At 69.3% G+C, this 23,974-nt stretch carries 22 protein-coding genes; 10 read left to right on the top strand and 12 right to left on the bottom strand.

All coding sequences use genetic code 11. From position 1 onward, the window contains the following. Positions 1-485 precede the first annotated feature (485 nt). Complete coding sequence (locus ACZZY9_RS12920; RefSeq protein ID WP_463464377.1) at positions 486-1,511, top strand: hypothetical protein; 1,026 nt, start codon at positions 486-488, stop codon at positions 1,509-1,511. Further along, entirely contained in the window at positions 1,508-2,071 is a 564-nt protein-coding gene (locus tag ACZZY9_RS12925) for an A24 family peptidase (RefSeq protein ID WP_463464378.1), read from the top strand. The genes ACZZY9_RS12920 and ACZZY9_RS12925 overlap by 4 nt, the downstream gene beginning before the upstream one ends. A 137-nt stretch (positions 2,072-2,208) precedes the next feature. On the opposite strand, the gene ACZZY9_RS12930 is transcribed toward ACZZY9_RS12925, so the two are convergent. From ACZZY9_RS12930 to xseA, 5 genes are all read right to left on the bottom strand, one after another. Beyond that, positions 2,209-3,603 carry a class II fumarate hydratase gene (locus tag ACZZY9_RS12930; RefSeq protein WP_192059627.1) on the bottom strand — a complete coding sequence of 465 codons (1,395 nt, stop codon included), beginning with the start codon at positions 3,601-3,603 and terminating at the stop codon, positions 2,209-2,211. 69 nt (positions 3,604-3,672) lie between these two features. Continuing rightward, positions 3,673-4,323 carry a carbonic anhydrase gene (locus tag ACZZY9_RS12935; protein ID WP_463464379.1) on the bottom strand — a complete coding sequence of 217 codons (651 nt, stop codon included), beginning with the start codon at positions 4,321-4,323 and terminating at the stop codon, positions 3,673-3,675. A gap of 2 nt (positions 4,324-4,325) precedes the next feature. Then, complete coding sequence (locus tag ACZZY9_RS12940) at positions 4,326-5,000, bottom strand: DUF4245 domain-containing protein (protein WP_463464380.1); 675 nt, start codon at positions 4,998-5,000, stop codon at positions 4,326-4,328. Beyond that, on the bottom strand, positions 4,997-5,194 hold the full coding sequence (locus tag ACZZY9_RS12945) for an exodeoxyribonuclease VII small subunit (protein ID WP_243213879.1): 198 nt from the start codon (positions 5,192-5,194) through the stop codon (positions 4,997-4,999). Before ACZZY9_RS12945 ends, ACZZY9_RS12940 begins: the two co-directional genes overlap by 4 nt. A 103-nt stretch (positions 5,195-5,297) precedes the next feature. After that, positions 5,298-6,611 carry an exodeoxyribonuclease VII large subunit gene (gene xseA / locus ACZZY9_RS12950; protein ID WP_463464381.1) on the bottom strand — a complete coding sequence of 438 codons (1,314 nt, stop codon included), beginning with the start codon at positions 6,609-6,611 and terminating at the stop codon, positions 5,298-5,300. Positions 6,612-6,799: 188 nt separating this feature from the next. Here xseA and ACZZY9_RS12955 point away from each other — a divergent pair, with 188 nt between their 5' ends. Then, positions 6,800-7,813: a 4-hydroxy-3-methylbut-2-enyl diphosphate reductase gene (locus ACZZY9_RS12955; protein ID WP_243213878.1), complete on the top strand. Its 1,014-nt coding sequence runs from the start codon at positions 6,800-6,802 to the stop codon at positions 7,811-7,813. After that, positions 7,810-8,433: a DUF6264 family protein gene (locus ACZZY9_RS12960; RefSeq protein ID WP_463464382.1), complete on the top strand. Its 624-nt coding sequence runs from the start codon at positions 7,810-7,812 to the stop codon at positions 8,431-8,433. The genes ACZZY9_RS12955 and ACZZY9_RS12960 overlap by 4 nt, the downstream gene beginning before the upstream one ends. An 85-nt stretch (positions 8,434-8,518) precedes the next feature. Here the strand turns inward: ACZZY9_RS12960 and fbaA are convergent, their stop codons facing one another. Then, positions 8,519-9,547: a class II fructose-bisphosphate aldolase gene (gene fbaA, locus ACZZY9_RS12965; RefSeq protein ID WP_192059636.1), complete on the bottom strand. Its 1,029-nt coding sequence runs from the start codon at positions 9,545-9,547 to the stop codon at positions 8,519-8,521. A 75-nt stretch (positions 9,548-9,622) separates the two neighbouring features. Then, positions 9,623-12,955 (bottom strand): SdrD B-like domain-containing protein, encoded by a 3,333-nt coding sequence (locus ACZZY9_RS12970; RefSeq protein WP_463464383.1) that lies wholly within the window; start codon positions 12,953-12,955, stop codon positions 9,623-9,625. Between the two features lie 92 nt (positions 12,956-13,047). Here ACZZY9_RS12970 and glpX point away from each other — a divergent pair, with 92 nt between their 5' ends. Next, positions 13,048-14,046, top strand: a complete 999-nt coding sequence (glpX, locus tag ACZZY9_RS12975) for a class II fructose-bisphosphatase (RefSeq protein ID WP_463464384.1) — start codon at positions 13,048-13,050, stop codon at positions 14,044-14,046. 9 nt (positions 14,047-14,055) lie between these two features. Here the strand turns inward: glpX and ACZZY9_RS12980 are convergent, their stop codons facing one another. Then, positions 14,056-15,342: a DNA recombination protein RmuC gene (locus ACZZY9_RS12980; RefSeq protein ID WP_463464385.1), complete on the bottom strand. Its 1,287-nt coding sequence runs from the start codon at positions 15,340-15,342 to the stop codon at positions 14,056-14,058. A gap of 73 nt (positions 15,343-15,415) precedes the next feature. Beyond that, the gene (locus ACZZY9_RS12985) at positions 15,416-16,048 is read right to left on the bottom strand and encodes an exonuclease domain-containing protein (RefSeq protein WP_463464386.1); all 633 of its coding nucleotides are present in this window, start codon (positions 16,046-16,048) and stop codon (positions 15,416-15,418) included. Positions 16,049-16,167: 119 nt separating this feature from the next. On the opposite strand from ACZZY9_RS12985, the gene ychF reads away from it, so the two are divergent. Both ychF and ACZZY9_RS12995 read left to right on the top strand, forming a co-directional pair. After that, positions 16,168-17,241, top strand: coding sequence for a redox-regulated ATPase YchF (gene ychF / locus ACZZY9_RS12990; protein WP_463464387.1), 1,074 nt, complete (start codon positions 16,168-16,170; stop codon positions 17,239-17,241). A 938-nt stretch (positions 17,242-18,179) separates the two neighbouring features. Continuing rightward, entirely contained in the window at positions 18,180-18,410 is a 231-nt protein-coding gene (locus ACZZY9_RS12995; RefSeq protein ID WP_463464388.1) for a hypothetical protein, read from the top strand. Here the strand turns inward: ACZZY9_RS12995 and ACZZY9_RS13000 are convergent. Together ACZZY9_RS13000 and ACZZY9_RS13005 are read right to left on the bottom strand one after the other, a co-directional pair. Next, positions 18,403-19,116, bottom strand: a complete 714-nt coding sequence (locus ACZZY9_RS13000) for a hypothetical protein (protein ID WP_463464389.1) — start codon at positions 19,114-19,116, stop codon at positions 18,403-18,405. The genes ACZZY9_RS12995 and ACZZY9_RS13000 overlap by 8 nt on opposite strands. Before the next feature lie 441 nt (positions 19,117-19,557). Then, positions 19,558-20,562 carry a helix-turn-helix transcriptional regulator gene (locus ACZZY9_RS13005; RefSeq protein ID WP_463464390.1) on the bottom strand — a complete coding sequence of 335 codons (1,005 nt, stop codon included), beginning with the start codon at positions 20,560-20,562 and terminating at the stop codon, positions 19,558-19,560. A 222-nt stretch (positions 20,563-20,784) separates the two neighbouring features. Between ACZZY9_RS13005 and ACZZY9_RS13010 the strand changes: the two genes are divergently transcribed. Further along, complete coding sequence (locus tag ACZZY9_RS13010) at positions 20,785-21,069, top strand: hypothetical protein (RefSeq protein ID WP_192059654.1); 285 nt, start codon at positions 20,785-20,787, stop codon at positions 21,067-21,069. Positions 21,070-21,435: 366 nt separating this feature from the next. Continuing rightward, positions 21,436-22,602 (top strand): N(5)-(carboxyethyl)ornithine synthase, encoded by a 1,167-nt coding sequence (locus ACZZY9_RS13015; RefSeq protein ID WP_463464391.1) that lies wholly within the window; start codon positions 21,436-21,438, stop codon positions 22,600-22,602. 42 nt (positions 22,603-22,644) lie between these two features. Here ACZZY9_RS13015 and ACZZY9_RS13020 read toward each other — a convergent pair whose 3' ends face one another. Next, the gene (locus ACZZY9_RS13020) at positions 22,645-23,193 is read right to left on the bottom strand and encodes a TetR/AcrR family transcriptional regulator (protein WP_463464392.1); all 549 of its coding nucleotides are present in this window, start codon (positions 23,191-23,193) and stop codon (positions 22,645-22,647) included. 53 nt (positions 23,194-23,246) lie between these two features. Here ACZZY9_RS13020 and ACZZY9_RS13025 point away from each other — a divergent pair, with 53 nt between their 5' ends. Beyond that, positions 23,247-23,966 (top strand): MBL fold metallo-hydrolase, encoded by a 720-nt coding sequence (locus ACZZY9_RS13025; RefSeq protein WP_463464393.1) that lies wholly within the window; start codon positions 23,247-23,249, stop codon positions 23,964-23,966. Positions 23,967-23,974: the final 8 nt, after the last annotated feature.

Below are 23,974 nucleotides of genomic sequence, written 5' to 3' on the forward strand. Positions count from 1 at the left end.
AGAGGATTCGAGGTCGGTCAGGTCAGGGGGCCGCCTTGCGGCGTGGTCGGGATTCGAGCACGGGCGCGCCGGCCGGATGCTGCCTGCTGCCCGGTCGGCAACTCAGGTTCAGCCGCACGATCGTGTCTGTTCTGCACAGGTACGGGCCTGCGAGCCTGAGTTGCCGACCGAAGCGGATTCGAGGTCGGTCAGGTCAGGGGGCCGCCTTGCGGCGTGGTCGGGATTCGAGCACGGGCGCGCCGGCCGGATGCTGCCTGCTGCCCGGTCGGCAACTCAGGTTCAGCCGCACGATCGTGTCTGTTCCGCACAGGTACGGGCCTGCGAGCCTGAGTTGCCGACCGGGTGCGGGCCCGAAGGCGCGGCGCGGCGCGGGGTCGAGTCGAGGCGCTGCGCGTGATCCCACCCCAGATGCTCGCCAGCTCGATCCGTCCCCAGGGCCGCCCCCTGACCAGGTGCCAGGCCCGGTCACCGAGCAGTCTTCCGGCATGGAGCAACTCGCAGCACTCGTCACCGACCTGGGTGGTGTCGCGCACAAACGGCAGCTCGTGGCGCAGGGCGCCACCGATCGTCTCCTCACGGCCAGTGTCCGGTTCGGGTCGCTGCATCGGGCCCGGCGCGGCTGGTACACGGTCTTCCCGCCCGGCGATCCCCGGCACGAGGCCGTGCGCATCGGCGGCCGCCTCACGGGCGCCTCTCTCCTGGCCCTGCACGGTGCGTGGTTGTGGACGCCGCCGCCCGTCACGGTGGCCGTCTCGGCGAATGCGTCTCGGCTCCGAGCCCGTCACGGGGCGACTGTCGTCTGGCGTCCGCGCGTGCTCCCGTCCGGCCCGGTTCGCGATCGACCGACGCCACCGTGGGCGGTGCCCCTCGAGGAGGCGCTGGTCACGGCCGTCCTCGGCCTCCCTCTCGACGAGGCGGTCGCCCTGCTCGACTGGTCGCTCGCCAGCGGGCGGTTCACGCGGGTCGAGTTGGCAGAGGCGTTCGCCCACCTGCCGGAGAATCGCGCCTCGATCGTCGACTGGGCGGACCAGCGGAGCGAGAGCTTCATCGAGAGCCTGATCAGAGCCACGTTCGTCTCACTCGGGCATGACGTCCGCCTGCAGGTCCCCGTGGGTCCGCGCGATGCCCGACGCATCGACATCGTCATCGACGAGGTGGTGGCTCTCGAACTCGACGGCCGAGCCTTCCATGCAGACACGTTCGACGCCGACCGGCACAAGGACATCACCGTGACGATCGCGGGGAGGGTCGCGCTCCGCTGCGGGTACGGCATGGTCCGAGACGAGCGGGGCCTGCTCGTCGAGGCGGTCCACGCGATCATCCGGCGTTCACGTGCCGTGAGCACGGCGTCGAGGCGATGCCGCGATTCGCACCATGGGGCCTGCCTCGGCGCCGAGCCCTGGCGTGTCGGCGCGTCGAGGGCTCCTCGACCTCACCGGCCACGGACGGCCCCATTCGCAGCTACGCGTGCAGGCTCCCCGACCCGGCTGTCTCGAGCGGGTCGGTCATGATGACGTCGACCCTCGACACGGCACACGCGCCGTCCGCCGATCGCGTGCTCGAGCTCGGGGCCATCGTGGTGCTGGGCGGACTCGCCGTGACGGTCGCGCCCGATGCCGGCGCACAGGTCTCGTTCCTCACGGTCGCGACGGTGACCCCCGCCCTGGTGAGGCACGATCTGACCGTCCGGCGACTACCGAACCCTCTGGTGGGGTTGCTCGCAGCCGCCTTCGTGGTCGGCGGTGTCATCCGGCTGATCGACTCCGGTCTGTTGTCGGCGTCGATCCCCTTCGGCTGGGCCGCACTCTGGTTCGCCGTCGCGTTCGCGCTCGCCGTGGGTGGCGCGTTCGGCATGGGCGACGTCAAGCTCGGTGCGGCGCTCGTCGGCATCGTCGCGCCGTGGGGAGGCATCGCGGTGGGTGCGCTCGTCGCCGGTGCTGGTGTCATCGGCCTGATCGTCGCCGCGACCGCGCTGCTTGCCAGGGGGAGTCGGAGCCGTGGAGTCCCGTTCGGTCCGTGCCTGCTGGCTTCGTTCTGGGCGCTGTCGGTGTTCGGAGGTCCGCTGCTGTGAACAGCTGCACGATCGGAACCCGACCGCGACGGACGGGCGCCCGCGACGAGGAGGCGGGGCCAGGCCCGGGGCAGGACCAGCCGAGGAGGCGCGGCGCCGGTCAGACCGACACCGCGCCTCCTGCAGGGGCGATCGGGTCAGCCCGGGTGGGTCATGCTCAAGACGTCGAGGGCCTTGTCGAGCTGGTCTTCGGTGACCTCGCCGCGCTCGACGAAGCCGAGGTCGACGACGGCCTCGCGCACCGTCATCTTCTGGGCGACGGCGTGCTTGGCGACCTTGGCTGCGGCCTCGTAGCCGATGACACGGTTGAGCGGGGTGACGATGGAGGGCGACGACTCGGCGAGTGCCCGCGCGTGCTCGACATTGGCCTCGAGTCCGTCGATCGTCTTGTCGGCCAGTGCTCGACCGGCGTTCGAGAGCAGACGGATGGACTCGAGCAGCGCTGTTCCCATGACCGGGATGGCGACGTTGAGCTCGAACGCACCCGACGCACCCGCCCAGGCGATGGTGGCATCGTTGCCGATCACGCGGGCGGAGACCATGAGCACGGCTTCGGGGATGACGGGGTTCACCTTGCCGGGCATGATCGACGACCCGGGCTGCAGATCGGGGATGTGCAGCTCGCCGAGCCCGGCGTTGGGGCCGGAGCCCATCCAGCGGATGTCGTTGTTGATCTTCGTCAGGCTGACGGCGAGCACGCGCAGGGCTCCCGAGGCCTCGACGAGGGCGTCGCGCGCACCCTGGGCTTCGAAGTGGTCGAGCGCCTCGGTGACGGGGAGCCCGCTGTCGGCGGCGAGGGCCGCGATCACGCGTTGGGGGAACCCGATCGGCGTGTTGATTCCGGTGCCCGTGGCGGTGCCGCCGAGGGGGACCTCCGCCACGCGGGGCAGCGTGGCCTCGACCCGCTCGATCGCCAGGCGGATCTGTCGTGCGTAACCGCCGAACTCCTGCCCGAGGGTGACGGGCGTGGCGTCCATCAGGTGGGTTCGCCCCGCCTTGACGACGTCGGACCAGGCGGAGGCCTTGCGCTCGAGCGCCTCGGCGAGGTGCGTCAGGGCCGGGACGAGGTCGTGCAGCAGCGCGCCGGTGACGGCCACGTGCACAGAAGTCGGGAACACGTCGTTCGACGACTGCGACGCGTTCACGTGGTCGTTGGGGTGGACCGCGGTGCCGTCGACCGTGCCTGCGAGCGTCGCGAGCACCTCGTTCATGTTCATGTTCGAGGAGGTCCCGCTGCCGGTCTGGTAGACGTCGACGGGGAACTGGTCGTGGTGCCGGCCGCCGATGACCTCGTCGGCGGCGGAGACGATCGCGGCGGAGACGGCGGGGGCGACGATGCCCATCTCGCCGTTGACCAGCGCGGCGGCTCTCTTGATGCGGGCGAGGGCGACGATCTGGGCCGGCTCGAGACCGGTGCCCGAGATCGGGAAGTTCTCGACCGCGCGCTGGGTCTGAGCCCGGTACAGAGCCGATGCGGGCACCCGCACCTCGCCCATCGTGTCGTGCTCGATGCGGTACTCGGATGTGGTCACGTCGTCGTGGTCCCTTCTTCGGCCCTCATGGGGCGCTGGCGACCCGGGGCGGCCGCCCCGGGATGGTTCTCAGAGACGGCCCACGACGACCGACGGGTCGACGCGGCCGTTGGCGAGTGCGTAGTTGGCCCCGACGACCGCGAGACGGCCCTCGGCGATCGCAGTGGCGATGAGGGCGGACGAGCCGACGAGCGACTGGACGGACGCTTCGATGTGCAGCTTGCCCACGCTGCGGGGATCCAGGGCGGCACCGGGCTCGAGATCGATCGTGGCCCGTCGGACGGAGGGGACGATCATGTCGATCAGCCCGCCGAGGAACCTCGACCCGGGAGGCGCCTCGGACGTCAGCGAGTCGATGGCGGTGGCCACGGCGCCGCAGCTGTCGTGCCCGAGGACGACGATCAGGGGGACGTTCAGCACGGAGACGGCGTATTCGAGCGACGCGATGACGGTGTCGCCGACGACCTGCCCCGCGTTGCGGACGACGAAGAGGTCGCCGAGGCCGACGTCGAAGATGATCTCTGCCGCCAGTCGCGAGTCGGCGCAGCCGAAGAGGGCGGCGACGGGCTTCTGGCCACCGGCCAGGCTCGACCGGTGATCGCTGTCCTGGTGCGGGTGGTCGGGGGTGCCGGCCACGAAGCGCTCGTTGCCGTCGGTCATGCGACGCCACGAGTCGCCGGGGGTCTGCGGGGGAGTCGGGGTGATGGGCTGCGATGTCATGTTCAGTCGTCCGTCTCGTCGGCGATGTCGGCGGCCAGCGCCGTCGCCAGGGCCTCGAAGTCGGCGTCGTCGGCCGTTCCGTGCAGCACGTACGAGCTGCGGCCGACGGTCGTCGTCAACGAGTAAGCGTAGTTGCCGGCGTCGTCGTCGTCGCGTCGGTCGTAGACCGTCCAGTCGACCCCCTCGATCTCGCGGGCGGAGGTGGCGGCGCGATTGTCGACGGCGGCTGCGAGCCAGGTGTCGTTGGCGTCGATGCCCTGCTCGAGAGCGATGAACTGCTCGCCCGGGGTGATGAAGCCGATGTACCAGACATCGACGTCGTCGGGCGTGGACGTGTCGATGTCGGCCCGGTTCGAACTCCAGGAGTCGGGCAGGACGGGGGCGGCGAGCGGCACGTCGACACTGGCCTGAGCCTGGGAGGCCACGGTGGCGTAGTCGATGTCCTGCCGGTTGACGGTTCCGTCGGGGCGCACGACGACCAGGATGAGGAACAGGACGATGCCGAGCGATGCGACGATCGACAGCGTCAGATTGATCGCCGTCTGGTTCGCGTAGTGCTTGCGGGTGTTCTCGGCCTTGCGCGCGGCCGTCTCGGCCGGTGTCTCGGGTCGGCCCAGCTCGGCGACGATGCGTGGGCCCTGATCGCGTCGACCGCGGCCCCGTCTCGGGGTGCTCACGACGCGGGTGCCTGTCGTCTGGCGGCTTCGAGGCGCTCGCGAGCACCCATCAGCCATTCTTCGCAGCGGCGGGCCAGCGCCTCGCCGCGCTCCCAGAGGGCGAGGGACCGCTCGAGCGTGGACGCACCCTGCTCGAGCTCGGACACGACCGAGACGAGCTCGTCGCGCGCCTGCTCGTAGCTCAGGGAGGCGATGTCGGCGGGGAGAGCGACCGCGGTGCCGTCGGCCGACGAGACGTCGGGCGACGAGCTGTTCGCGTTCGAGGCGTCGGAGGGGGCGTTGTCCACGATGTCGATCCTAACGAGGGGTTTGCGAGGCGGGGTGAGAGCGACCGGCGCCCGATGCGCGTGACTGCCTCGTGCCTCCTGGGGAGGGATGGTCGTCGATCGGTCCGCTCGACTCGCCGGTCGAGACCGCCGTCAGACCGCCGCCGGAGAGCGTGAGCAGCAGCTCGGTGTCGCGAGGCGCATCGGAGGGGTCGTGCAGGACGGACCCGCCCGGCAGCTGCACGATCGCGTACCCGCGGCGGAGCGTGCCCTGCGGGGACAGCGCCCGGAGACCAGCGGTCAGCTCGGCGACCCGGGTCTCGCCCCGCTCGACGCCTCGGACGACGAGTTCTCGGCCCCGCGCGACGGCTCTGACGATCTCGTCGGCTCGGACGTCGACGAGGGTCTGCGGGGACGCGAGCACCGGGCGGCTGCGGATCTGCTCGAGCCGGTCGACCTCGGTGGCGACGAGCGCCGTCAGCCTCTGCCCGATGCGAGCGCGGGCCTGCTGCACTCGAGAGAGCTCTTCGGTGACGTCGGGGACGACCCGTTTGGCGGCGTCGGTGGGCGTCGAGGCGCGCAGATCGGCCACTTCGTCGAGCAGCGGACGGTCGGCTTCGTGACCGATGGCGCTGACGACGGGGGTCGTGCAGGCGGCGACCGCCCTGATCAGCGTCTCGTCGCTGAAGCCCAGGAGGTTCTGGAAGTCGCCCCCGCCTCGGGCCACGATGATGACGTCGACCTCGGGATCGGCGTCGAGCCGCTGCACGGCAGCGGTCACCTCGGAGACCATCCGGTCGCCTTGCACCGCGGCGTGCACCACCCGGAACTCGACGGACGGCCACCGCAGCTGCGCGTTGCGGAGCACGTCCTTCTCGGCGTCGCTGTCTCGGCCCGTCACGAGCCCGATGCACTGGGGCAGGAACGGCAGACGTCTCTTGCGCTCGGGCGCGAACAGCCCTTCGCCCGTGAGCTTGACCCGCAGTCGCTCGAGTCGCTCGAGGAGGTCTCCGAGCCCGACGTGCCGCATGTCGAACACCTGCATGGTCAGCGAGCCGCCCTTGACCCAGTAGTTGGGCTTGACGGCGGCGACGACCCGGTCGCCCTGCTTGAGATCGGCGGGCACCCGCGACTTGACGCTCGACCAGATCGAGAACGACACCGTCGCGTCCTGTTCGAGGTCTCGGAGCTTGCCGTAGACGTTGCCCCCCGACACGTTCCACTGCGTGATCTCGCCCTCGACCCAGGCCGTGCCCAGTCGGTCGATCCAGTCGCGCACCTTGGTGGCGAGCAGGCCGACGGGCCAGGGGGCGTCCGCCGTGGGCGGCGGGGGCACGATCGTCATTCGTCTCCTGTCGTCGACCGATGTCGAGGATGCTCGGTGAGGGTGGGCAGGGTCGGTCTCGGCCGCATCGACACGACTCGACCCGCCGCTCTCAGTACGCGACCAGTCGTCGCACCTACAATCGACTGGTGAGCCATATCACCAACGGCGCCCTTGCCATCGACCTGCCGACACCGCGTGTTCCTGCGGTGCGTAACAGGCTAAGGGATACCCCTGTCACTGGACACAAGCGTGTGCTGCTCGCGGCCCCACGCGGCTACTGCGCGGGCGTGGATCGAGCGGTGATCGCCGTCGAGAAGGCGCTGGAGCACTACGGTTCTCCCGTCTACGTGCGCAAGCAGATCGTCCACAACGTCCACGTCGTGTCGACCCTCGAGAGCCAGGGCGCGATCTTCGTCGACGAGGTCGACGAGGTCCCCGAGGGTTCGCACATCGTCTTCAGCGCCCACGGGGTCTCGCCGGCCGTCGTGCAGGGCGCGGCCGACCGCCAGCTGCAGGCCATCGACGCCACCTGCCCGCTCGTCACGAAGGTGCACCGCGAGGCCGTGCGCTTCGGCAGCCAGGGTCGGCACATCATCCTCATCGGTCACGCCGGGCACGAAGAGGTCGAGGGCACCATGGGGCACGCGCTCGATCGCACCACCCTCGTGCAGAACCCGGAGGAGGTCGACGACCTCGTCATCGACGACCCCGAGAATCTCGTGTGGCTCTCGCAGACCACGCTGAGCGTCGACGAGACCATGGAGACCGTGCGCCGCCTGCGCGAGCGGTTCCCGACCATCCAGAACCCGCCGAGCGACGACATCTGCTACGCCACGCAGAACCGCCAGGTCGCCATCAAGAAGGTCGCCCCCGAGGCCGATCTCGTGATCGTGGTCGGGTCCGCCAACAGCTCGAACAGCGTCCGTCTGGTCGAGGTCGCCCTCGAGCACGGGGCCAAGGCCGCCTACCGCGTCGACTTCTCGTCCGAGATCCGCCAGGAGTGGCTCGACGGCGTCGAGACCGTCGGCGTCACCTCGGGCGCCTCGGTTCCCGAGATCCTCGTCAAGGAGGTGCTCGACGACCTCGCCGACGCCGGCTACCTCGACGTCGCGGAGGTCGTCACGGCCGAGGAGGACCTCATGTTCTCGCTGCCGAAGGAGCTCCGTAAGGACGCGAGCGGTCAGGTCGACGCGCGCGGCCTCGGCGGTCGGACCCGATGACCGACGAGCGTCAGCAGCAGCAGCAGCAGCCCGTACGTGACGAGCGTCCCCGCCCGCGGTACGGCGAGTACGCACCGGAGGGGTGGGTCAGCCCCGTCGCCCCGGTCGAGACGGAGACCCCGCCGGCGGGCCGGAGCGACGGCCCCGCGCCTATCCCGCAGGCGGCCCCTCGAGACGCGACGACCCCCGGTGCGTGGGGTGCGCCTCCTCGTCCCGGTGCGGGTGATCTCTCGGGAGCCCGCCGCTTCGATCGGGTCGCCACGTTCGTTCTGCTGGGCATCGGTCTCTACAGCGTGATCTCGAACGTGGTGATGGCCTCGAAGTTCTCGTCGTCACTGCTCTCCGCCCTCAGCGGCGCCGGCTACTCGACCGACGCCTTCACCGGCCAGGAGGCCCTGCAGCGCTCCGGCGTGATCATCGCCGTGCTGACCGTGGCGGTCTTCGCGATCACCCTCATGTGGAGCATCCGTCGTCTCGCCGCCCGCAAGGTGACCTTCTGGGTGCCGTTGTCGGCCGGCGTGCTGATGTCGATCGTGCAGATGGTCCTCGTGCTCGTCGTCCTGTTCGGCGACGCGGCCTTCGTCCAGTCGATCCTCGACGGTTCGGGCCCCTCGCTCTGACGCTCTGATACGACGAGAACGGGCCCGCAGCGCATGCTGCGGGCCCGTTCGTCAACTACGGCGAGGAGAGCCGAGGAGGCGCGGGTCAGCTTCCCGACTGACCGAACGAGCCGAGCTGCCTGGTCGCCTCGACGACTCGGGCCGCCATGGCGGACTCGGCGACCTTGCCCCAGGCGCGGGGGTCGTACTGCTTCTTGTTGCCGACCTCGCCGTCGGCCTTGATGAAGCCGTCGTAGTTCTTCAGCACGGTGTCGGCGATCGAGCGGCTGAAGGCGTACTGCGTGTCGGTGTCGAGGTTCATCTTGACGACGCCGTTCGAGACGGCCTCGCGGATCTCGGCGTCGGACGAGCCGGAGCCACCGTGGAACACGAGCTCGAGGGGCTTCTCGGCCGTGTCGAAGCGCTCGCGGATGCCCTGCTGGATCTCGCCGAGCAGCTCGGGGCGCAGCTTCACGTTGCCAGGTTTGTAGACCCCGTGCACGTTGCCGAAGGTCAGGGCGGCGATGTACCGGCCGTTCTCGCCGAGGCCCAGGGCCTCGACGACCCGGGTGACGTCGCCGACCGTCGTGTACAGGGCGTCGTTCGTGCCCTCGTGCTCGACGCCGTCCTCTTCGCCGCCGACGACGCCGATCTCGACCTCGAGGATGGCGTTGATCGCGCGGGTGCGCTTGAGCATGTCTTCGGCGATGGAGATGTTCTCGTCGAGGGGCACCGCCGAGCCGTCCCACATGTGCGACTGGAAGAGCGGGTTGCGACCCGCTCGCACCTCCTCCTCGCTGGCGGCGATGAGCGGCAGCACGAAGCCGTCGAGGGCGTCCTTCGGGCAGTGGTCGGTGTGGAGGGCCACGGTGATCGGGTAGTTCTTCGCGACCTCGGTCGCGAACTTCGCGAAGGCGATGGCCCCGGCCGCGCGGTTCTTGACGGTGTGCCCGGCGAAGTAGTCCGCGCCTCCTGTCGTCACCTGGATGATGCCGTCGCTGCCCGCCTCGGTGAGACCCTGCAGAACGGAGTTGATCGTCTGCGACGACGAGACGTTCACGGCCGGGTAGGCGAAGCCCTTGGTCTTGGCCTTGTCGAGCATCTCGGCGTACTGCTCAGGGGTTGCGACGGGCATTGCATCTCCTTCGATTGCGGGTGGTGGCTGCAGCCACCACCCTAGTCAGCGACGATCGGGTGACGCCCGCAGGCCTCACCGGGGGTCGTGCCTCGACAGGCGTCGGCGCCGGAGGGCGAGCAGAACGAGCCCGGCGACGGCCAGGGCCGCGCCGGCGAGGGCCGGGCCCGCGGCGTCGGCGCCGGTGAAGGCCAGCCTCGGTGCGTCCGTGTCGCCGGGCGTCCTTGACGTCGTGGAGTCTCCGGTGCTGGTGCCGGTGCCGCTATCGGAGCCCTGGTCGGGCAGCGGGGGAGTCCCGTCGCCCACCGGCGCCGGCAGCATCCCGGCATCGAGCCGATCGTGGCGGGTCACTGCCGCCAGACCACCGTCGACGATGATCTCGTCGAGTCGGGTCTCGGCCGCTCCCCGCTCGTCGACGTCCGAGTCGAACTCGTCGTCGCCCGCGTGCTGGAGGGTCCAGCCATGGGGAGCGGCCCCGAAGTCGACGACGTAGTCGCCCGGGCGCAGAGCGGTGAACGCGTAGCGGCCCTCGGCGTCGGTCTCGGTCTCGGCCGTCACGTCGTCGCCGCGGTCGTCCGTCCCGCGCAGGGACACCCCGTGCCCGGCGACCGCGGACTCGTCGTCGGCGCGGACCCCGTCGGCGTCCGAGTCGACCCAGACCCGGCTGCCGATCGATCCGGCCACGGCGCGTGTAGAGGCCACCGTCGACGTCGAGGTCCAGTCGATGCCGCCGACCCTGAGGCCGAAGGTCGAGGCCCAGGTCTCGAGACCCGCCGACGCGCCGTCGACGACCAGGTCGTGGTGCACCTCCGCGCCTGCGGCGATGGGCTCGCTCCTCTCGACCCGGACGCCCGTGACCGCGGCGAAGGAGGCCGGGCAGTCATCGATCCCGAAGTCGTCCGCCAGGCACCAGGTCGTCTCACCGCCGTCGAGGTTGGACGGGTGGACGGGGTCGTGCGAGAGCTCGTCGGAGGGGTTCGTCGTGTATCGGATCACATCCGTCGGAGCGGCGGAGGAGAGCGGCCCGCCCAGCTCGGCCCGCTCGCCGGTGGTGCCTCGCCCGTCGGCGTCGTGGGGGAGGATCGTGATCAACGAGCTGTTCGGCAGGATGGTCGTGCCCGTGTTGCGATACGACAGGGTGAAGGTCGCATCGTCGCCGATCACGCGGACGGGTCGGTCGACGGTCTCCTCCGCGTCGAAGCCGCCGCCCTCGAGGACGGTCACCGTGCGGTGGGCGACTCGGGCCCAGAGAGCCGAGACGTCGCGGGTCGACGCCACCACCGCCTCCAGCCGGGCCTCGCCGCCCACGGGGACGCTGTCGAAGCGGACGTCGAAGGTGAGCGGGTCGATCGTGTCGTTGACCGCGACCGGGGCGATCGACCAGGTGAGCCGCTGGCGGACGACCCCGTCGATCTCGATGCGATCGATCTCGGGGGCCGTGGAGGCGCTCTCCGGCACGAACGACGTGCCGGCCGGCAGATGGGCCTCGACGGTGACGGCCTCGTCGACCCGGTCGCGGGAGGCGTTCGTCAGGCTCGGGTACAAGGCGTAGGTCGTCGTCCCGCCGGCGGTGACGTAGGTCGTCTCGTCAGGCGTGCTGTCGGCGTCGTGACCGGGGTCGACGACGGCGCTCCGGATGCGGGCCATGTTGCTCGTCACGGTGAGGAAGTCGGCCCACCCTCCGTTGGCGGCCTCGGCGTCGCTCCGGTCGTTCGTCCACCCGGCGGTCGGCGACGTGCGGATGGCGGCGAAGGTGCGCGGGCGCGTCTCGTCGTCGAGGCGCGGCTCGATGCGGAGATGAGCGCCGAAGCTGATGGAGGTGGTGCCCGGGTGGTCGTACGTCCAGCGCACCGCACCGACGGACTCGGCGCCGCCCGGCACGGATCGCGGATCGGCGTGCCACTCCAGATCGTCGTCGCCGCAGGTCGCGTCGCGAGCCGTGGTGGGCTCCGAGCCGTCGAAGGCCGCGAACTCGGGTCGGCCCGTCACCGCGGGGAGAGTCGACGTCGCCCAGACGCCGGCGCGCTGCTCGCGGAGCGTCTGCACCGAGTTGTCGAAGACGATGCACGAGACGGCCTCGTGCCACGGAGCCGTGCCGGAGTTGCGGACCCCGAGCATGCTCATGACCGGCTGCGCCGGGGTGACGTACGGCAGGTTGTTCTTGCCCGAGAGGTTGAACGAAGCACCCGTGTCGACGTCGATGCCGAGATAGCGCAGCGACCCGCCGGCACCTGAGCCCTTGCTGATGTCGCGGGCCACGGAGTTGTTCGCGACGGGCTCGCCCTCCCCGTCGTAGTTGGCTCGACCGCTCACGGAGTCGGCGACGAAGTCCCGGTAGGTGTTCGTCGCCCGGAATGATCCCTGCTCGGTGAGCTCGGGGACCCACAGGGAGACGTAGGCCGACACGACGTACGGGAGCGCGCCTCCGAGGATGTCGCTGCCGAGCACGTTCTTGGTGGGGGTCGACGACATCGAGGTGTCGGCCCCGGTGATCGAGATCGACACCGGTTCACCCGGTGCCGCCTGGCTGCAGACGATCGTGCCCGAGTCGACGACGTTGGTCGACCCGCCGCCGACGCCGCCCGGCATCGAGTCCACCTGGCCGGTGTTCGGGCCGCAGGCCGGAGCGTCGTCGAGGGGGGAGAGCACGGCCGGGCTGGCGTCGCCGCCGTACATGCGCGAGACGTCGTCGACGAGGGTCATGCGCTCGCCGAGAGGCTCGACCCCGAGGAGTCCGCCGCCCTCGACGAGACCGTTCCAGTGCACGAGGAGCGGGTAGACGAGGCGGAAGCCGGGAGTGACGCCGTCGGGACCCACGGCCTCGGCGAGCGTGGGCAGGGCGCGATTCATGGACACGTCGTAGCGGGGAGCCGCCGAGACGACGAGCGAGGGGGCGACGGCGCGGACGGGGTCGTCGGCGTCGGCGCGGGCCTCGGCGGTGACCGTCAGAGTCGTCGCGTGAGGGAGGGCGACGGCGACCGAGGCGGCCACGCTCACCGTGCGGGCGCCGCTCGTCAGCGTGCCCAGTCGGCAGCGGAGGACGTCGCCGTCGATGGCGGACCCCTCGCGGGCGCAGTCGTCGGGCAGGCGTGACCAGCCGAGCCCAGGAGGCGCGGTGAGGGAGAACTCGCCACCCGACGCCGTGCCCTCGGTCGTGCCCACGGTCACGCCGTAGACCACCGCGTCACCCGTGCGCACGATGCCGTTCGCGGGGCCGCTGTCGCCCCCGGGGCGGTCGTCCGCCGTGAATCGGCCGAGACCGTCGCTCGTCACGCGGACGGCGATCTCGACGTCGTTCGAGTTCGGCTTGGACGCGGCGGAGGCGATGGACGGGTCGCCGAGGACGACGACGAGCGCGGCCACAGCTGCGGTCAGCACCCTCGCGGATCGACGGGAGGTGAGCTTCATGGGCGCCTTTCGGTGGAACACGAGTTCTGGATGCGATCTGCAAACATATCGCACGTTGTCGAACGTCGACGACGCCGGACTATGCTTCAGGAATGGCTGACTCACCCTCCGGAACCCTCTACTCGCACCCCGATCGAAACCTCGGAATGGAGCTGGTCCGGGCGACCGAGGCGGCCGCGATCCGCTCCGCCCCCTTCATCGGCAAGGGCGACAAGAACGCCGCCGACAAGGCCGCCGTCGACGCGATGCGCAAGTTCCTCGGCACCGTCGCCTTCGACGGCGTCGTCGTCATCGGCGAGGGCGAGAAGGACGAAGCGCCGATGCTCTTCAACGGCGAGCACGTCGGCAACGGCTTCGGCCCCGCCTGCGACATCGCCGTCGACCCCATCGACGGCACGAGCCTCACCGCCGCCGGTCGCATGAACGCCCTGTCGGTCATCGCGGTCAGCGACCGCGGCAGCATGTTCGACCCCAGCGCCGTCTTCTACATGGACAAGATCGTGACCGGGCCCGAGGGCATCGGCATCATCGATCTCGATCGTCCGATCGGCGAGAACATCGTCGCGCTCGCCGCGGCCAAGGGCATCGCCGTCGAGGACATGCAGATCGCGGTGCTCGACCGCCCCCGTCACGCCGACCTGATCGCCCAGATCCGCGCCGTCGGCGCGTCGACCCGTCTGCTGCTCGACGGCGACGTCGCCGGCGGCATCAACGCCGCCCGCCCCGACTCGCGCATCGACATGTGCGTCGGTGTCGGCGGCACCCCCGAGGGCATCATCACGGCCTGCGCCGTGAAAGCCCTCGGCGGTCTCATCCTCACGCGTCTCGCCCCGAAGGACGACGCCGAGCGTCAGAAGGCGATCGACGCCGGTCACGACCTCGACCGCGTGCTCGACCAGGACGACCTCGTCACCGGCGACAACGCCTACTTCGTCGCCACGGGCGTCACCGACGGCGCGCTGGTCGCCGGTGTCACGCGCAAGCAGGGCATGATCCGCACCTCGAGCATCGTGCTGCGCTCGCACTCGGGCACGATCCGCCGCGTCGAGGCCGACCACCTCGTCTCGAAGTGGTACGGAGAGACCGCCTAGCCCCTGCGGCTATTCGTCGTCCGCCCTCGCGCCGTGTCGTTCTCGATCGGCGTCGAGGGCGGACGTCAGTTCGGCGGCCGTCAGGTCGCGCGGGGTCTCTTCGATGGGGGTCGGTGCGGCGAGCACCTTCGTCTCGTCGAGCATGCTGAGACGGCGGGCGGACGGCAGGACGGTGCGTTCGAGCGAGCCGACGAAGCGGTTGTAGTCGGAGACCGACCCGCGGAGCGACCTGCCGAGCTTGTCGACGTGACCGGCCATCGTCGAGAGTCGGCCGTACAGCTCTCTGCTGAGATCGAAGAGCGTCTTGGCCTCGGCGGTGACGACGTCCTGCTGCCAGCTGAAGGCGATGGTCTTCAGCACCGACCAGAGGGTGACGGGTGAGGCGAGCGCGACGCGCTTCTGGAACGCGTAGTCCATGATCGACGGGTCGGCCTCGAGCGCCGAGGCGACGAGCGACTCGCTCGGGATGAAGGCGATGACCAGCTCGGGTGACGACTCGAGCCCCGACCAGTAGCTCTTCGAGGCGAGGGCGTCGACGTGGGCGCGCAGCGCTTTGACGTGCTGGTTGAGCAGGGCCCCGCGTCGGGCCCCTTCTTCGCCGCCGGCCGTCGCGGGGATGGCACTGGCCTCGAGGTACGAGGTGAACGGCACCTTGGCGTCGACGGCGATGTTCTTGCCCCCCGGCAGATGCACCACCATGTCGGGGCGGCCCGCGCCCGCGTCGGAGTGGATGCTCGTCTGGACGTCGAAGTCGACACGCTCGACCAGGCCGGCGGCCTGCACCACGTTGCGCAACTGGGTCTCGCCCCAGACCCCGCGGGTGCTGTTCGACTTGAGCGCCGACGCGAGACTCTCGGCGGTGCTCCGCAGACGCTCTTCGGACTCGGCCGCGCTGCGCAGCTGCTCGCTGAGCGCACCGTACTGGTGGGTGCGCTGCTCTTCGAGCTCGGCGACCTTCTGCTGCACGGCGGCGAGACTCTGCGTGACCGGGCTGAGGGCGGTCAGAACGTGCCCCTCGGAGCGGGTGCGCTCGGCCTCGGTGATGCGGATGTCACGGAGACGGTCTTGGAATTCGGCGAGCCGTGCCTCCTGCCCCGCTATCTGTCGACGGTACTGCTGGTCTTGCTCGTGCAGCCGTTCTTGGTAGGACTCGGCGGTCGCCCGCGCCGCTGCGGCGTCGGCGGCCAGCTGCGCGGCGGTCGCGGCGCTGCGGGAGCGGCCGGCCAGAGCGCCGACGAGGGCCCCGACGACGAGTGCGACGAGAGCGAGGAGGAAGGCGACGAGCGAGGAGACCATGTCGAGCAGTGTGGCAGCGGCCACCGACATCGCTCGCTGCCGAGCGTGACTCGGAGGGTAGTGGCTCAGAGGGTCAGCTGAAGAAGACCTTGAGTCGCCGCCTGGTCGGCTCGGCGCCCTCGGGCTCGGGCAGAGCTGTCGGCTTCAGCACCTTCACCTTGACGGTGGCGAGCGACGCGAGCTCGACGAGATCGTCGGCGCCGTGGAACGCCGATGCGTGCGTGACGATCGCCGCGCAGGCTTCGGCGTCGGCCAGTGCGTCGTGGTGCGAGAAGCCGGTGAACCCGGCCGCCGCGGCGGCGAGGGGGAGGCGGTACGAGTCGAGCGTGTACGTCTTGCGGGCGACCTGGAGGCTGCAGAGATACGACCACGCGGGGGGAGTGAGCCCGGTCGCGGCGCAGGCGGCCTTGATGACCCCCATGTCGAAGCCGGCGTTGTGGGCGACGAAGACGTCGTCGCCGGCGAAGTCGGCGATCAGGTCGAACTGCTCGGCCCAGCCGAACGCGCCGACGACGTCGGAGGCGACGATCCCGTGGATGCGCGTGTTCCACTCCGAGAACTCGTCGTGCCCCGCAGGCGGCTGGATCAACCAGCCCGCCTTGTCGACGACGACGCCGTCGCGGACCTTGACGAGGCCGACGGAGCAGGCGCTGGCGCTGCTCGAGTTCGCGGTCTCGAAGTCGATCGCGGTGAAGTCGATGGGCATTGGGTCATGGTCTCACGCGCCTCCGACAGTCCCTCCACAGGACCGGTCGGAAGGCGACCCGCGCCTCCTCGGGTCCGCTCCGCCCCGGTGACTCGGCATGCCCGGTACGCTTGACCCTCGTGGCTCTCACTATCGCGATCGTCGGACTGCCCAATGTCGGCAAGTCCACCCTGTTCAACGCCCTGACCAAGAACCAGGTGCTGGCGGCGAACTACCCGTTCGCGACCATCGAGCCGAACGTCGGCATCGTCAACCTGCCCGACCCGCGCCTCCAGGTGCTGGCCGGCGTCTTCGGCAGCGAGAAGATCCTGCCCGCGCCGGTGTCGTTCGTCGACATCGCCGGCATCGTCAAGGGCGCGAGCGAGGGCGAGGGGCTCGGCAACAAGTTCCTGGCGAACATCCGCGAGGCCGACGCCATCGCCGAGGTTGTGCGCGGCTTCGACGACCCCGACGTCGTTCACGTCGACGGCAAGGTCGACCCCGAGAGCGACATGGGCACGATCAACACCGAGCTGATCCTGGCCGACCTCGAGACCGTCGAGAAGGCGCTCGTGCGCTACGAGAAGGAGCTCCGCCTCAAGCGCGTCGAGCCGCTCGTGCACGAGACCGCCGTGGCCGCCCGCGACGCCCTGCAGCGGGGCGAGGCGCTGTCGTCGACGAGCATCGACCTCGAGCCGATCCGCGAACTGGGGCTGCTCACCGCGAAGCCCTTCATCTACGTGTTCAACGTCGACGAGGCCGTGCTGACCGACGAGGCGCGCAAGGCCGAGCTGCAGGCGCTCGTGTCGCCGGCCGAGGCGATCTTCCTCGACGCGCAGGTCGAGTCCGAGCTGATCGGCCTGGACGACGACGACGCGGCCGAGCTGCTCGCGTCGCTCGGGCAGGACGAGTCGGGCCTCGACCAGCTCGCCCGCATCGGGTTCGAGACGCTGGGGCTGCAGACCTATCTGACGGCCGGTCCGAAGGAGACGCGCGCCTGGACGATCGGCAAGGGCTGGAAGGCCCCGCAGGCCGCCGGTGTGATCCACACGGACTTCGAGAAGGGCTTCATCAAGGCCGAGGTCATCTCGTACGACGACCTGGTCGAGACCGGCTCCATCGCGGAGGCGCGCTCGGCAGGCAAGGCCCGCATCGAGGGCAAGGAGTACGTCATGCAGGACGGCGACGTGGTGGAGTTCCGCTTCAACAACTGACGGTCCTGCCATTAAGCGGATCGGCAGTGATTCATCCCTGTTTAGTCCGCGACGGGCCATCTCCGCGCTGCGGTACGACGTCGAAGCTGCCCAGCGCGTTGGCTAGTGGATTGATGTCGAAGCCGCACCTGACGGGCTGCCCCAATCCGGGGTGGCCCGTCTTCTGGTTCTGTTACTGCCGAAGAATGGCTTGACACAGTTCGCCTACTCCTTCCACGACGACCTTTGACATCGGAACAAGTATCCGAACTGCCTCGTGCTTCGTGTCATACATGGGCGGGCTAATCTCACTCAAGAACTTGCTGAGTTCGCTTTTAGGTGTGCCATGGTGAACTCCTCCTTCAACATGCGCAAAGTGTTTGACTACCTCGCGGAACGAGACCCCTCGTCCGGCCGCTGAGGCGACGGGTGCAGCGAGTAAACGCCGTGCGTCGAGACGAGTCGTACTCGCGTTGCCTATGAGTTCGTCTCTACCGGCCGCCCAGAGGAGTTCCAAGCCCGGAGCTATCTCAAATCGCGGCCGGACCTTGTGTGGTCGGAGGGCAAATGACACCTGTGTTTCGCGATGATAGGAGCGCACAATGTCTAGGAGTGCCCCCGAGTCTAGAAGGAGCTTACGGAGTAACGGGGCAATGCCAAGTACCCGGTAACGGTTCTCATCCTCATCCCACCGCTCGCGAAGGTCTTCCACGGTGTTCATGAACAACCACTCTGCTGACGCCCTGCGCGAAGATTCTCGCGTGACCATGAACACGTGTTGCTGTTCTCCTGCCTGCGGCTCCATGAGCGACAACGGTAGTCGGCATTAAATGATTACTGGCAGAACTGACTATGCGCGTCGGTTCGTCAGTCGCCATTGCCGTCCTGGCGCTCGTCAACGAACTGCGCGAGTACCATAGACCTTGCTCTGCAGCGAGGATGTCTGTCGTCATGACGACATGGCTGAAATTACCCGGGGCGAGTTCGAGGAACTACGAGAATCGTTGGACTACCTGCAGTCCCAGATGAGCGAGGTGGACACGCTTGGCAGCAACCTCACTCTCATGAGCGAAGCGCCGCAGCTCGCTCACAACGTCATCGCCGACCTGGTTGATGAGGCATCATCTGACGCCACTAAGTTCGCGGATGACCTCGACCGGATAGATCAAAAGCCACACTTGATCATGTAAGGCCAGTCGGGGTTGCGGGATCTAGTTTGCGTTCCGCCGCCTCGCGGACGCCTATTGGCAACTGTGCGTAGAGCTCATCTGCCATTCGGGGCCGGGTGACCAGCTCATCGACAAGGCTGTTGATGGCGGCAAATATGAGCTCAACCAAGTCGTCGTGGTCGCTGTTCAGGTAGAGCGCGACCAGTTCATCGGGCGTTCCGACACCGTGAAGCGACTTATTGCCGATGTGTCGCAGCGGCGTCAAGATCCTCAGGAGGGGCGTGCTAATTCTGGTGCCCAATCGGGCAATGAGTTCATCGAGTCGCGTTTCTCGTGGTGCTGCTGAGTCCAGTTCTCGCAAAAGGCGCTCAAGCGCGGCTCGGGCTAGCGCCGCGCCGGCCCGTCGCGAAATCGGCGATACCGACCTGGCCTCCTCGTACAGTTCCCGCACCCCCTCGCTCATATCGGCCGAGGCTTGAGGGCCTGCCTTCTCGATGAGCGGGTAGACAAGTTGAGCACGCCTCCAGACCGATCCACGCTTGCAGGCGAAACAATTGCTCATAGTCCATGGTGTCGGGTTTGGTACGCCTCGCAGATCATCTGCTGCTTGGGAGTAATCGTTTGACTCTTCATCAAAGACCACGAGAACATCCCACGACTGTTGCGCCAATGTGTGGCACCTGGGGCACGGGAAGCTTGCCTGCTTGAATCGGGGATCAATCTTCATGGCTAGATGTTGACACGCCTGAGGGGCTTCTAGGCTCGCGGTGGACGACCCAGCTCTAGGCGCTGCGTCCTCGATCGCCATACCTAGCCCGTCCGGGGCCGCTCGCAGCCGTTTGGCCACAAGGCCTTGGACATCTTCAAGATTCATGCGTTGAGCGTGGCCTCGGGGCACCACCGTCTGGATCAGATCATTCGGCTCGTTCTCAGGTACGCAGGTCGCTTGCGAACGCAGGCCTGGTCCGCAGCCAGTCCGCAGAAGGGTCACAAAGTGGGAGACCCTCATCATCACAGGCAGTGCCAAGAACCACATAGTCACGGGGCATACAACCACCGGCCAGTGCAGTCTCAAGGTTAGGCTGAGTTCCGATTTAACAACTAGCGCTGTGACGAGAGGGGCGCTACGGGGCTTTCGCCGCGCCTCCTCGGCCGAAACCCACGCCGCTCAGCGCAGCAGGGTGTCGCGGGGGTACTCGCCGAAGCGCTTGACGTAGGCGGCGGAGAAGCGGCCGAGGTTGCCGAAGCCCCAGCGGCGGGCGATCTCCGAGACGAGGGCCTCGTCGCGCGACGACGCGACGAGCTCGTCGTGCGCCTTGTCGAGACGCACCTGCCGCAGGTAGTTCATCGGGCTCGCACCGAGGTGGTCGTTCATCGCCTGCTGCAGCGTGCGCGTGTGCATGCCGGCGGCCCGCGCGATGTCAGCGGGCGTGATCGGCTGATCGGCGTACGCGTGCACGTACTCGACCGCGACGCGGAGGCGCGCCGTGCGCTCGGTCCGCAGGCTGCTCGGCACGTCGACCGCCTGCCAGGGGAAGAGGTCGAGCATCGCGCGCACCAAAGTGACCTGCGCCTCGTGGCGGAGCAACGGCGACGCCTTCTCGGTGACGATGGCGGGCGTGGTGGCGCTGATGGCGGCTCGCCAGGCGACCAGCGCCTCCGGCGAGGGGGCTGCGGTGTGGTCGAAGACGATGCGCTGCGAGGGACCGCCGTGACGCTCGGTCGCGAGGTCTTCGAGGAACGTCGCGTCGGCGTGCACCATGTTGTTGCGGTGCGGCGTCATCATGAACGAGAACGACGTCTCGGACGGGATGAGGAACGGCTGCCCGCCGAGACTCGTCAACTGCCCCCCGTGGTGCTCGATCGTGGCCGTACCCGAGCGCAGCCACGACACGACGTAGTCCTTCGAGTAGGGGACGTCGCCCTGCAGATGACCGGTGAAGGTCGCGGTGCGGAGGCTCATGCGCTCGTCGCCGGCGCTGGCGTAACGGAACACGAACGGTTCGTCGGAGCGGCGGGCGCGGAAGTGACGACCGCGGTACAGATCCTGGAGGCGCGCGCAGGCGTCGAGGAGATCGTCGGTTCCCTCTTCGGAGCGGCGGAAGGCCGGGTCGACCTGCACGGCGATCGGGCGGGTGTCGCCCTCCTGCGGGGGTGCGTAGGTGCTCGTCATGAATCCTCCTGGTCCGATGCGGTCCGGTGCCGAGGCGCGTGGTGGGCGCCCGGGTACGTCATTGAGACGTTCCGCGAGACCGAAACGTCACGAATCTCCAGGACCTGAGGGTTGTTCGGAGATCACGGGGCGCTCGATGGGGGCTCGGCGCGCCCCAGAATGGGGGAGTGCCGTCTCAGGCGTCGACCGGACAGCGGTGCAGGAGATCGATGGAATGGAGCCATGGTGATCGATCGACGTCCGTACTTCCGCCAGGTGGCCTCGCCGGCCCGACGGCTGGTCTTCACGCGCGGGGAGTCGGAGTACGAGGTCATGTCGTCGCCGGGTGTCATCCGACGCGTGCCGTTGTCGCAGGTGAGGGAGGCGCTGGGCGCGTCGCCCACCTCGCGTCGCGACTTCCAGGAGTGCGACATGACGGCCGCGCAGCTGTTCCGCGAGGGTAGCGACCTGTGGGTCGAGTACCCGACGGGCATCACCGTCAGCACCGGCGAACTGTTCACACCGTGACCGACTCCAGTGACTACAACTACCTCCGGTTCTTCAGGATGACGGCCAGGCCTAGCGGGTGGTCCGTCTTCCGGTGGGGTCACCGCGAGTTCGATGTACTGCCGGTGGGTGGTGCTCCTGAGCACGTCGTGGGACTCCGAGCCTTGCGAGAGCGCCTGGGCGTGACGCGAGACGGTCGGCGCGATTTCCAGGAGTGCATGACCACCTGTCACCGACTCTTCCGGACCCACGAGACCGACTCGTGGGTCAATTGGCCGTACGGCAGTGTCTCGTCGAGCGGAGACGTCCTACGAGGCTGATTGCCCTGACCCGCGTCAGCCGGCACCACCGGTCCCGGGCCTGAGCCTGCCTCGTCTAAGGTCAGGCATGAGCCGAATCACGCCCGCCCCCGCACTGCTGCGCCTCGGCGTCCTCGCGACCTCCCGCAAACCCGACGAGCGGCGCCTGCCGATCCACCCCGCGCACCTCGAGCGGATCGACGCCGATCTGCGCGCCAGCATGACCCTCGAGCGTGGCTACGGCCTGCGCTTCGGCATCCCCGACTCCGACCTCGAGCCGCTCATGGCCCTCGCCGACCGTGAGCGGATCATCGCCGACAGCGACGTCGTCCTGCTGCCTAAGCCCCAGACCGACGACCTCGCCGAGCTGCGGGACGGGCAGACGCTCTGGGGCTGGCCGCACTGCGTACAGGACCGCGAGATCACCCAGCTCGCCATCGACAAGCGCCTCACCCTCATCGCGTGGGAGGCCATGAACCACTGGCAGCCCGACGGCGGCTACGCCCTGCACGTCTTCCACAAGAACAACGAGCTCGCCGGCTACTGCTCGGTGCTGCACGGGCTCCAGCTCTGCGGCTCGACCGGCGACTACGGCCGCCGCCTGACCGCCGTCGTGATCGGCTTCGGCGCCACCGCCCGCGGGGCCGTCACCGCTCTGAACGCCCACGGCATCCACGACGTGCGCGTGCTGACCAACCGCAACATCGCGGCCGTAGGCTCGCCCATCCCCTCGGTCGACATCCACCAGTTCGAGCACGACCCCGAGACCCCCGGCGCCAGCACGGTCAACACGCCCGACGGCCCGGTCGCCCTCGCGCCGTTCCTGGCCGCGAACGACATCGTCGTCAACTGCACCCTCCAAGACCCCAACTCGCCCCTGACCTACCTGCGGACGAGCGACCTCGAGTCCTTCCGTCCCGGCAGTCTCATCGTCGACGTCTCGGTCGACGAGGGCATGGGCTTCGAGTGGGCCCGCGCGACGACCTTCGCCGAGCCGATGATCACCGTCGGCGAGACGACGAACTACTACGCCGTCGACCACAGCCCCTCGCTGCTGTGGAACTCGACCACGTGGGAGATCAGCGAGGCGCTGATGCCGTTCCTCCGCACCGTGATGGAGGGCCCCGCCGCGTGGCGCGAGTCCGACACGATCCGCCGCGCCATCGAGATCGAGGAGGGGCGGGTCGAGAACGACGCGATCCTCACCTTCCAGGGCCGGTCGCCCGAGTACCCGCACCTGCCCGTCGACGCCTGACGCGGGCGGCGCGCTGGCGCACTGGCGGCGGGCAGCACGAGATCAGGGCCGAGGAGGCGCGGCGAGGGCCGCGACGACGCGTTCCGTCCCGAACTCCCACGCGTCGTCGACGTCGCCGCCGAGCTGGAACCCGCCGTTCAGCTCCATCACGACGAAGCCGGCCACCCAGGCCGTGAGCGTGCGGGCCGCTGCGAGGGCGTTCTCGGCGCCAGCGAGCTCCGCGCCGACCCGGAGGGCCGCCCGGCTGGCCTCGGCCCCGAACTCCGCTCGCGCTCGCGGCATGCCGGGGCCCGGCGTCATGATGAGCTGGAACGCGGCCGGTCGCCCGTGCGCGAACGAGCGGAATCCGTCGAGCACCTGGCGGGCGCTCGCAGCCCCGTCGAGGTGGACGGCCAGATCGGAGAGGGTGGCCTCCGCGACCAGCTGGACCAGCGCCTCCCTGCTGTCCACGCGCTTGTACAGCGAGGGGGCGCGCACGCCGACGCGTGCCGCGACGGCGGCCATCGTGAGACCGGCGGGGCCGTCGGTCTCGAGCAGCTCGCGGGCGGCGGCGACGATGGCTTCGAGGGAGGTGCGCTCAGGAGACGGCATCCGTCGAGTATAGCTATTGACAGTAGCCATGAAGGCTAATTACAGTAGCCATCATGGAACTCACCCCCTCCCTCCACCGCATCGGCAACGACGTGGTCGCCGCCTACTTCGTCGTCGCCCCCGCCGGTGTCACCGTCATCGACGCCGGGCTGCCCGGTCTCCATACCGAACTCGTCGCCGAGCTGGCCCTGATCGGCTGCTCGCTCGCGGACGTGAAGGGGCTGATCCTCACGCACGGCGACGGCGATCACATCGGCTTCGCCGAGCGCCTGCGTCGCGAGCACGGCGTCCCCGTGTTCATCCACGCGGGCGACGCCGCCCGAGCGAAAGGCGGCGCCAAGCCGAAGAACGCCAAGCAGCAGATGCGACTCGGCGCCCTGCTCGGGTTCCTCGCCTACACGCTGCGGAAGGGCGGTGCGAAGACGGCATGGCTCACCGAGGTCGTCGAGCTGCAGGGCGGTGAGACCCTCGATCTGCCGGGGTCGCCGCAGATCATCCCCATGCCCGGGCACTCCGAGGGCAGCATCGCCGTGTTCGTTCCCGGCGTCGACGCCGTGTTCGTGGGCGACGCCCTGACGACGCGGCATGTGCTGACCGGTGCGGTCGGGCCGGCGCCGGCCCCGTTCACCGACGAGCCGGAGCAGGCCCTCGACTCGCTCTCCGCGCTCGTCGAGACCGGCGCGACCTGGGTCCTTCCCGGTCACGGCGCACCCTGGGGCGGCGGGGTCGCCGCCGCCGTCGAGGCCGTGCGCGCCGCCGCCCGCCGCGGCTAGAAGGCCGG

Source organism: Frigoribacterium sp. AC394 (assembly GCF_979258095.1).

Excerpts from the sequence above, each read along its gene's own strand:
- ACZZY9_RS12920 (WP_463464377.1), top strand. The coding sequence starts at position 486 with ATGGAGCAACTCGCAGCACTCGTCACCGACCTGGGTGGTGTCGCGCAC.
- ACZZY9_RS12925 (WP_463464378.1), top strand. The coding sequence starts at position 1,508 with ATGATGACGTCGACCCTCGACACGGCACACGCGCCGTCCGCCGATCGC.
- ACZZY9_RS12935 (WP_463464379.1), bottom strand. The coding sequence starts at position 4,323 with ATGACATCGCAGCCCATCACCCCGACTCCCCCGCAGACCCCCGGCGAC.
- xseA (WP_463464381.1), bottom strand. The coding sequence starts at position 6,611 with ATGACGATCGTGCCCCCGCCGCCCACGGCGGACGCCCCCTGGCCCGTC.
- ACZZY9_RS12960 (WP_463464382.1), top strand. The coding sequence starts at position 7,810 with ATGACCGACGAGCGTCAGCAGCAGCAGCAGCAGCCCGTACGTGACGAG.
- fbaA (WP_192059636.1), bottom strand. The coding sequence starts at position 9,547 with ATGCCCGTCGCAACCCCTGAGCAGTACGCCGAGATGCTCGACAAGGCC.
- ACZZY9_RS12970 (WP_463464383.1), bottom strand. The coding sequence starts at position 12,955 with ATGAAGCTCACCTCCCGTCGATCCGCGAGGGTGCTGACCGCAGCTGTG.
- glpX (WP_463464384.1), top strand. The coding sequence starts at position 13,048 with ATGGCTGACTCACCCTCCGGAACCCTCTACTCGCACCCCGATCGAAAC.
- ACZZY9_RS12980 (WP_463464385.1), bottom strand. The coding sequence starts at position 15,342 with ATGGTCTCCTCGCTCGTCGCCTTCCTCCTCGCTCTCGTCGCACTCGTC.
- ACZZY9_RS12985 (WP_463464386.1), bottom strand. The coding sequence starts at position 16,048 with ATGCCCATCGACTTCACCGCGATCGACTTCGAGACCGCGAACTCGAGC.
- ACZZY9_RS12995 (WP_463464388.1), top strand. The coding sequence starts at position 18,180 with ATGGCTGAAATTACCCGGGGCGAGTTCGAGGAACTACGAGAATCGTTG.
- ACZZY9_RS13000 (WP_463464389.1), bottom strand. The coding sequence starts at position 19,116 with ATGAAGATTGATCCCCGATTCAAGCAGGCAAGCTTCCCGTGCCCCAGG.
- ACZZY9_RS13005 (WP_463464390.1), bottom strand. The coding sequence starts at position 20,562 with ATGACGAGCACCTACGCACCCCCGCAGGAGGGCGACACCCGCCCGATC.
- ACZZY9_RS13010 (WP_192059654.1), top strand. The coding sequence starts at position 20,785 with ATGGTGATCGATCGACGTCCGTACTTCCGCCAGGTGGCCTCGCCGGCC.
- ACZZY9_RS13015 (WP_463464391.1), top strand. The coding sequence starts at position 21,436 with ATGAGCCGAATCACGCCCGCCCCCGCACTGCTGCGCCTCGGCGTCCTC.
- ACZZY9_RS13020 (WP_463464392.1), bottom strand. The coding sequence starts at position 23,193 with ATGCCGTCTCCTGAGCGCACCTCCCTCGAAGCCATCGTCGCCGCCGCC.
- ACZZY9_RS13025 (WP_463464393.1), top strand. The coding sequence starts at position 23,247 with ATGGAACTCACCCCCTCCCTCCACCGCATCGGCAACGACGTGGTCGCC.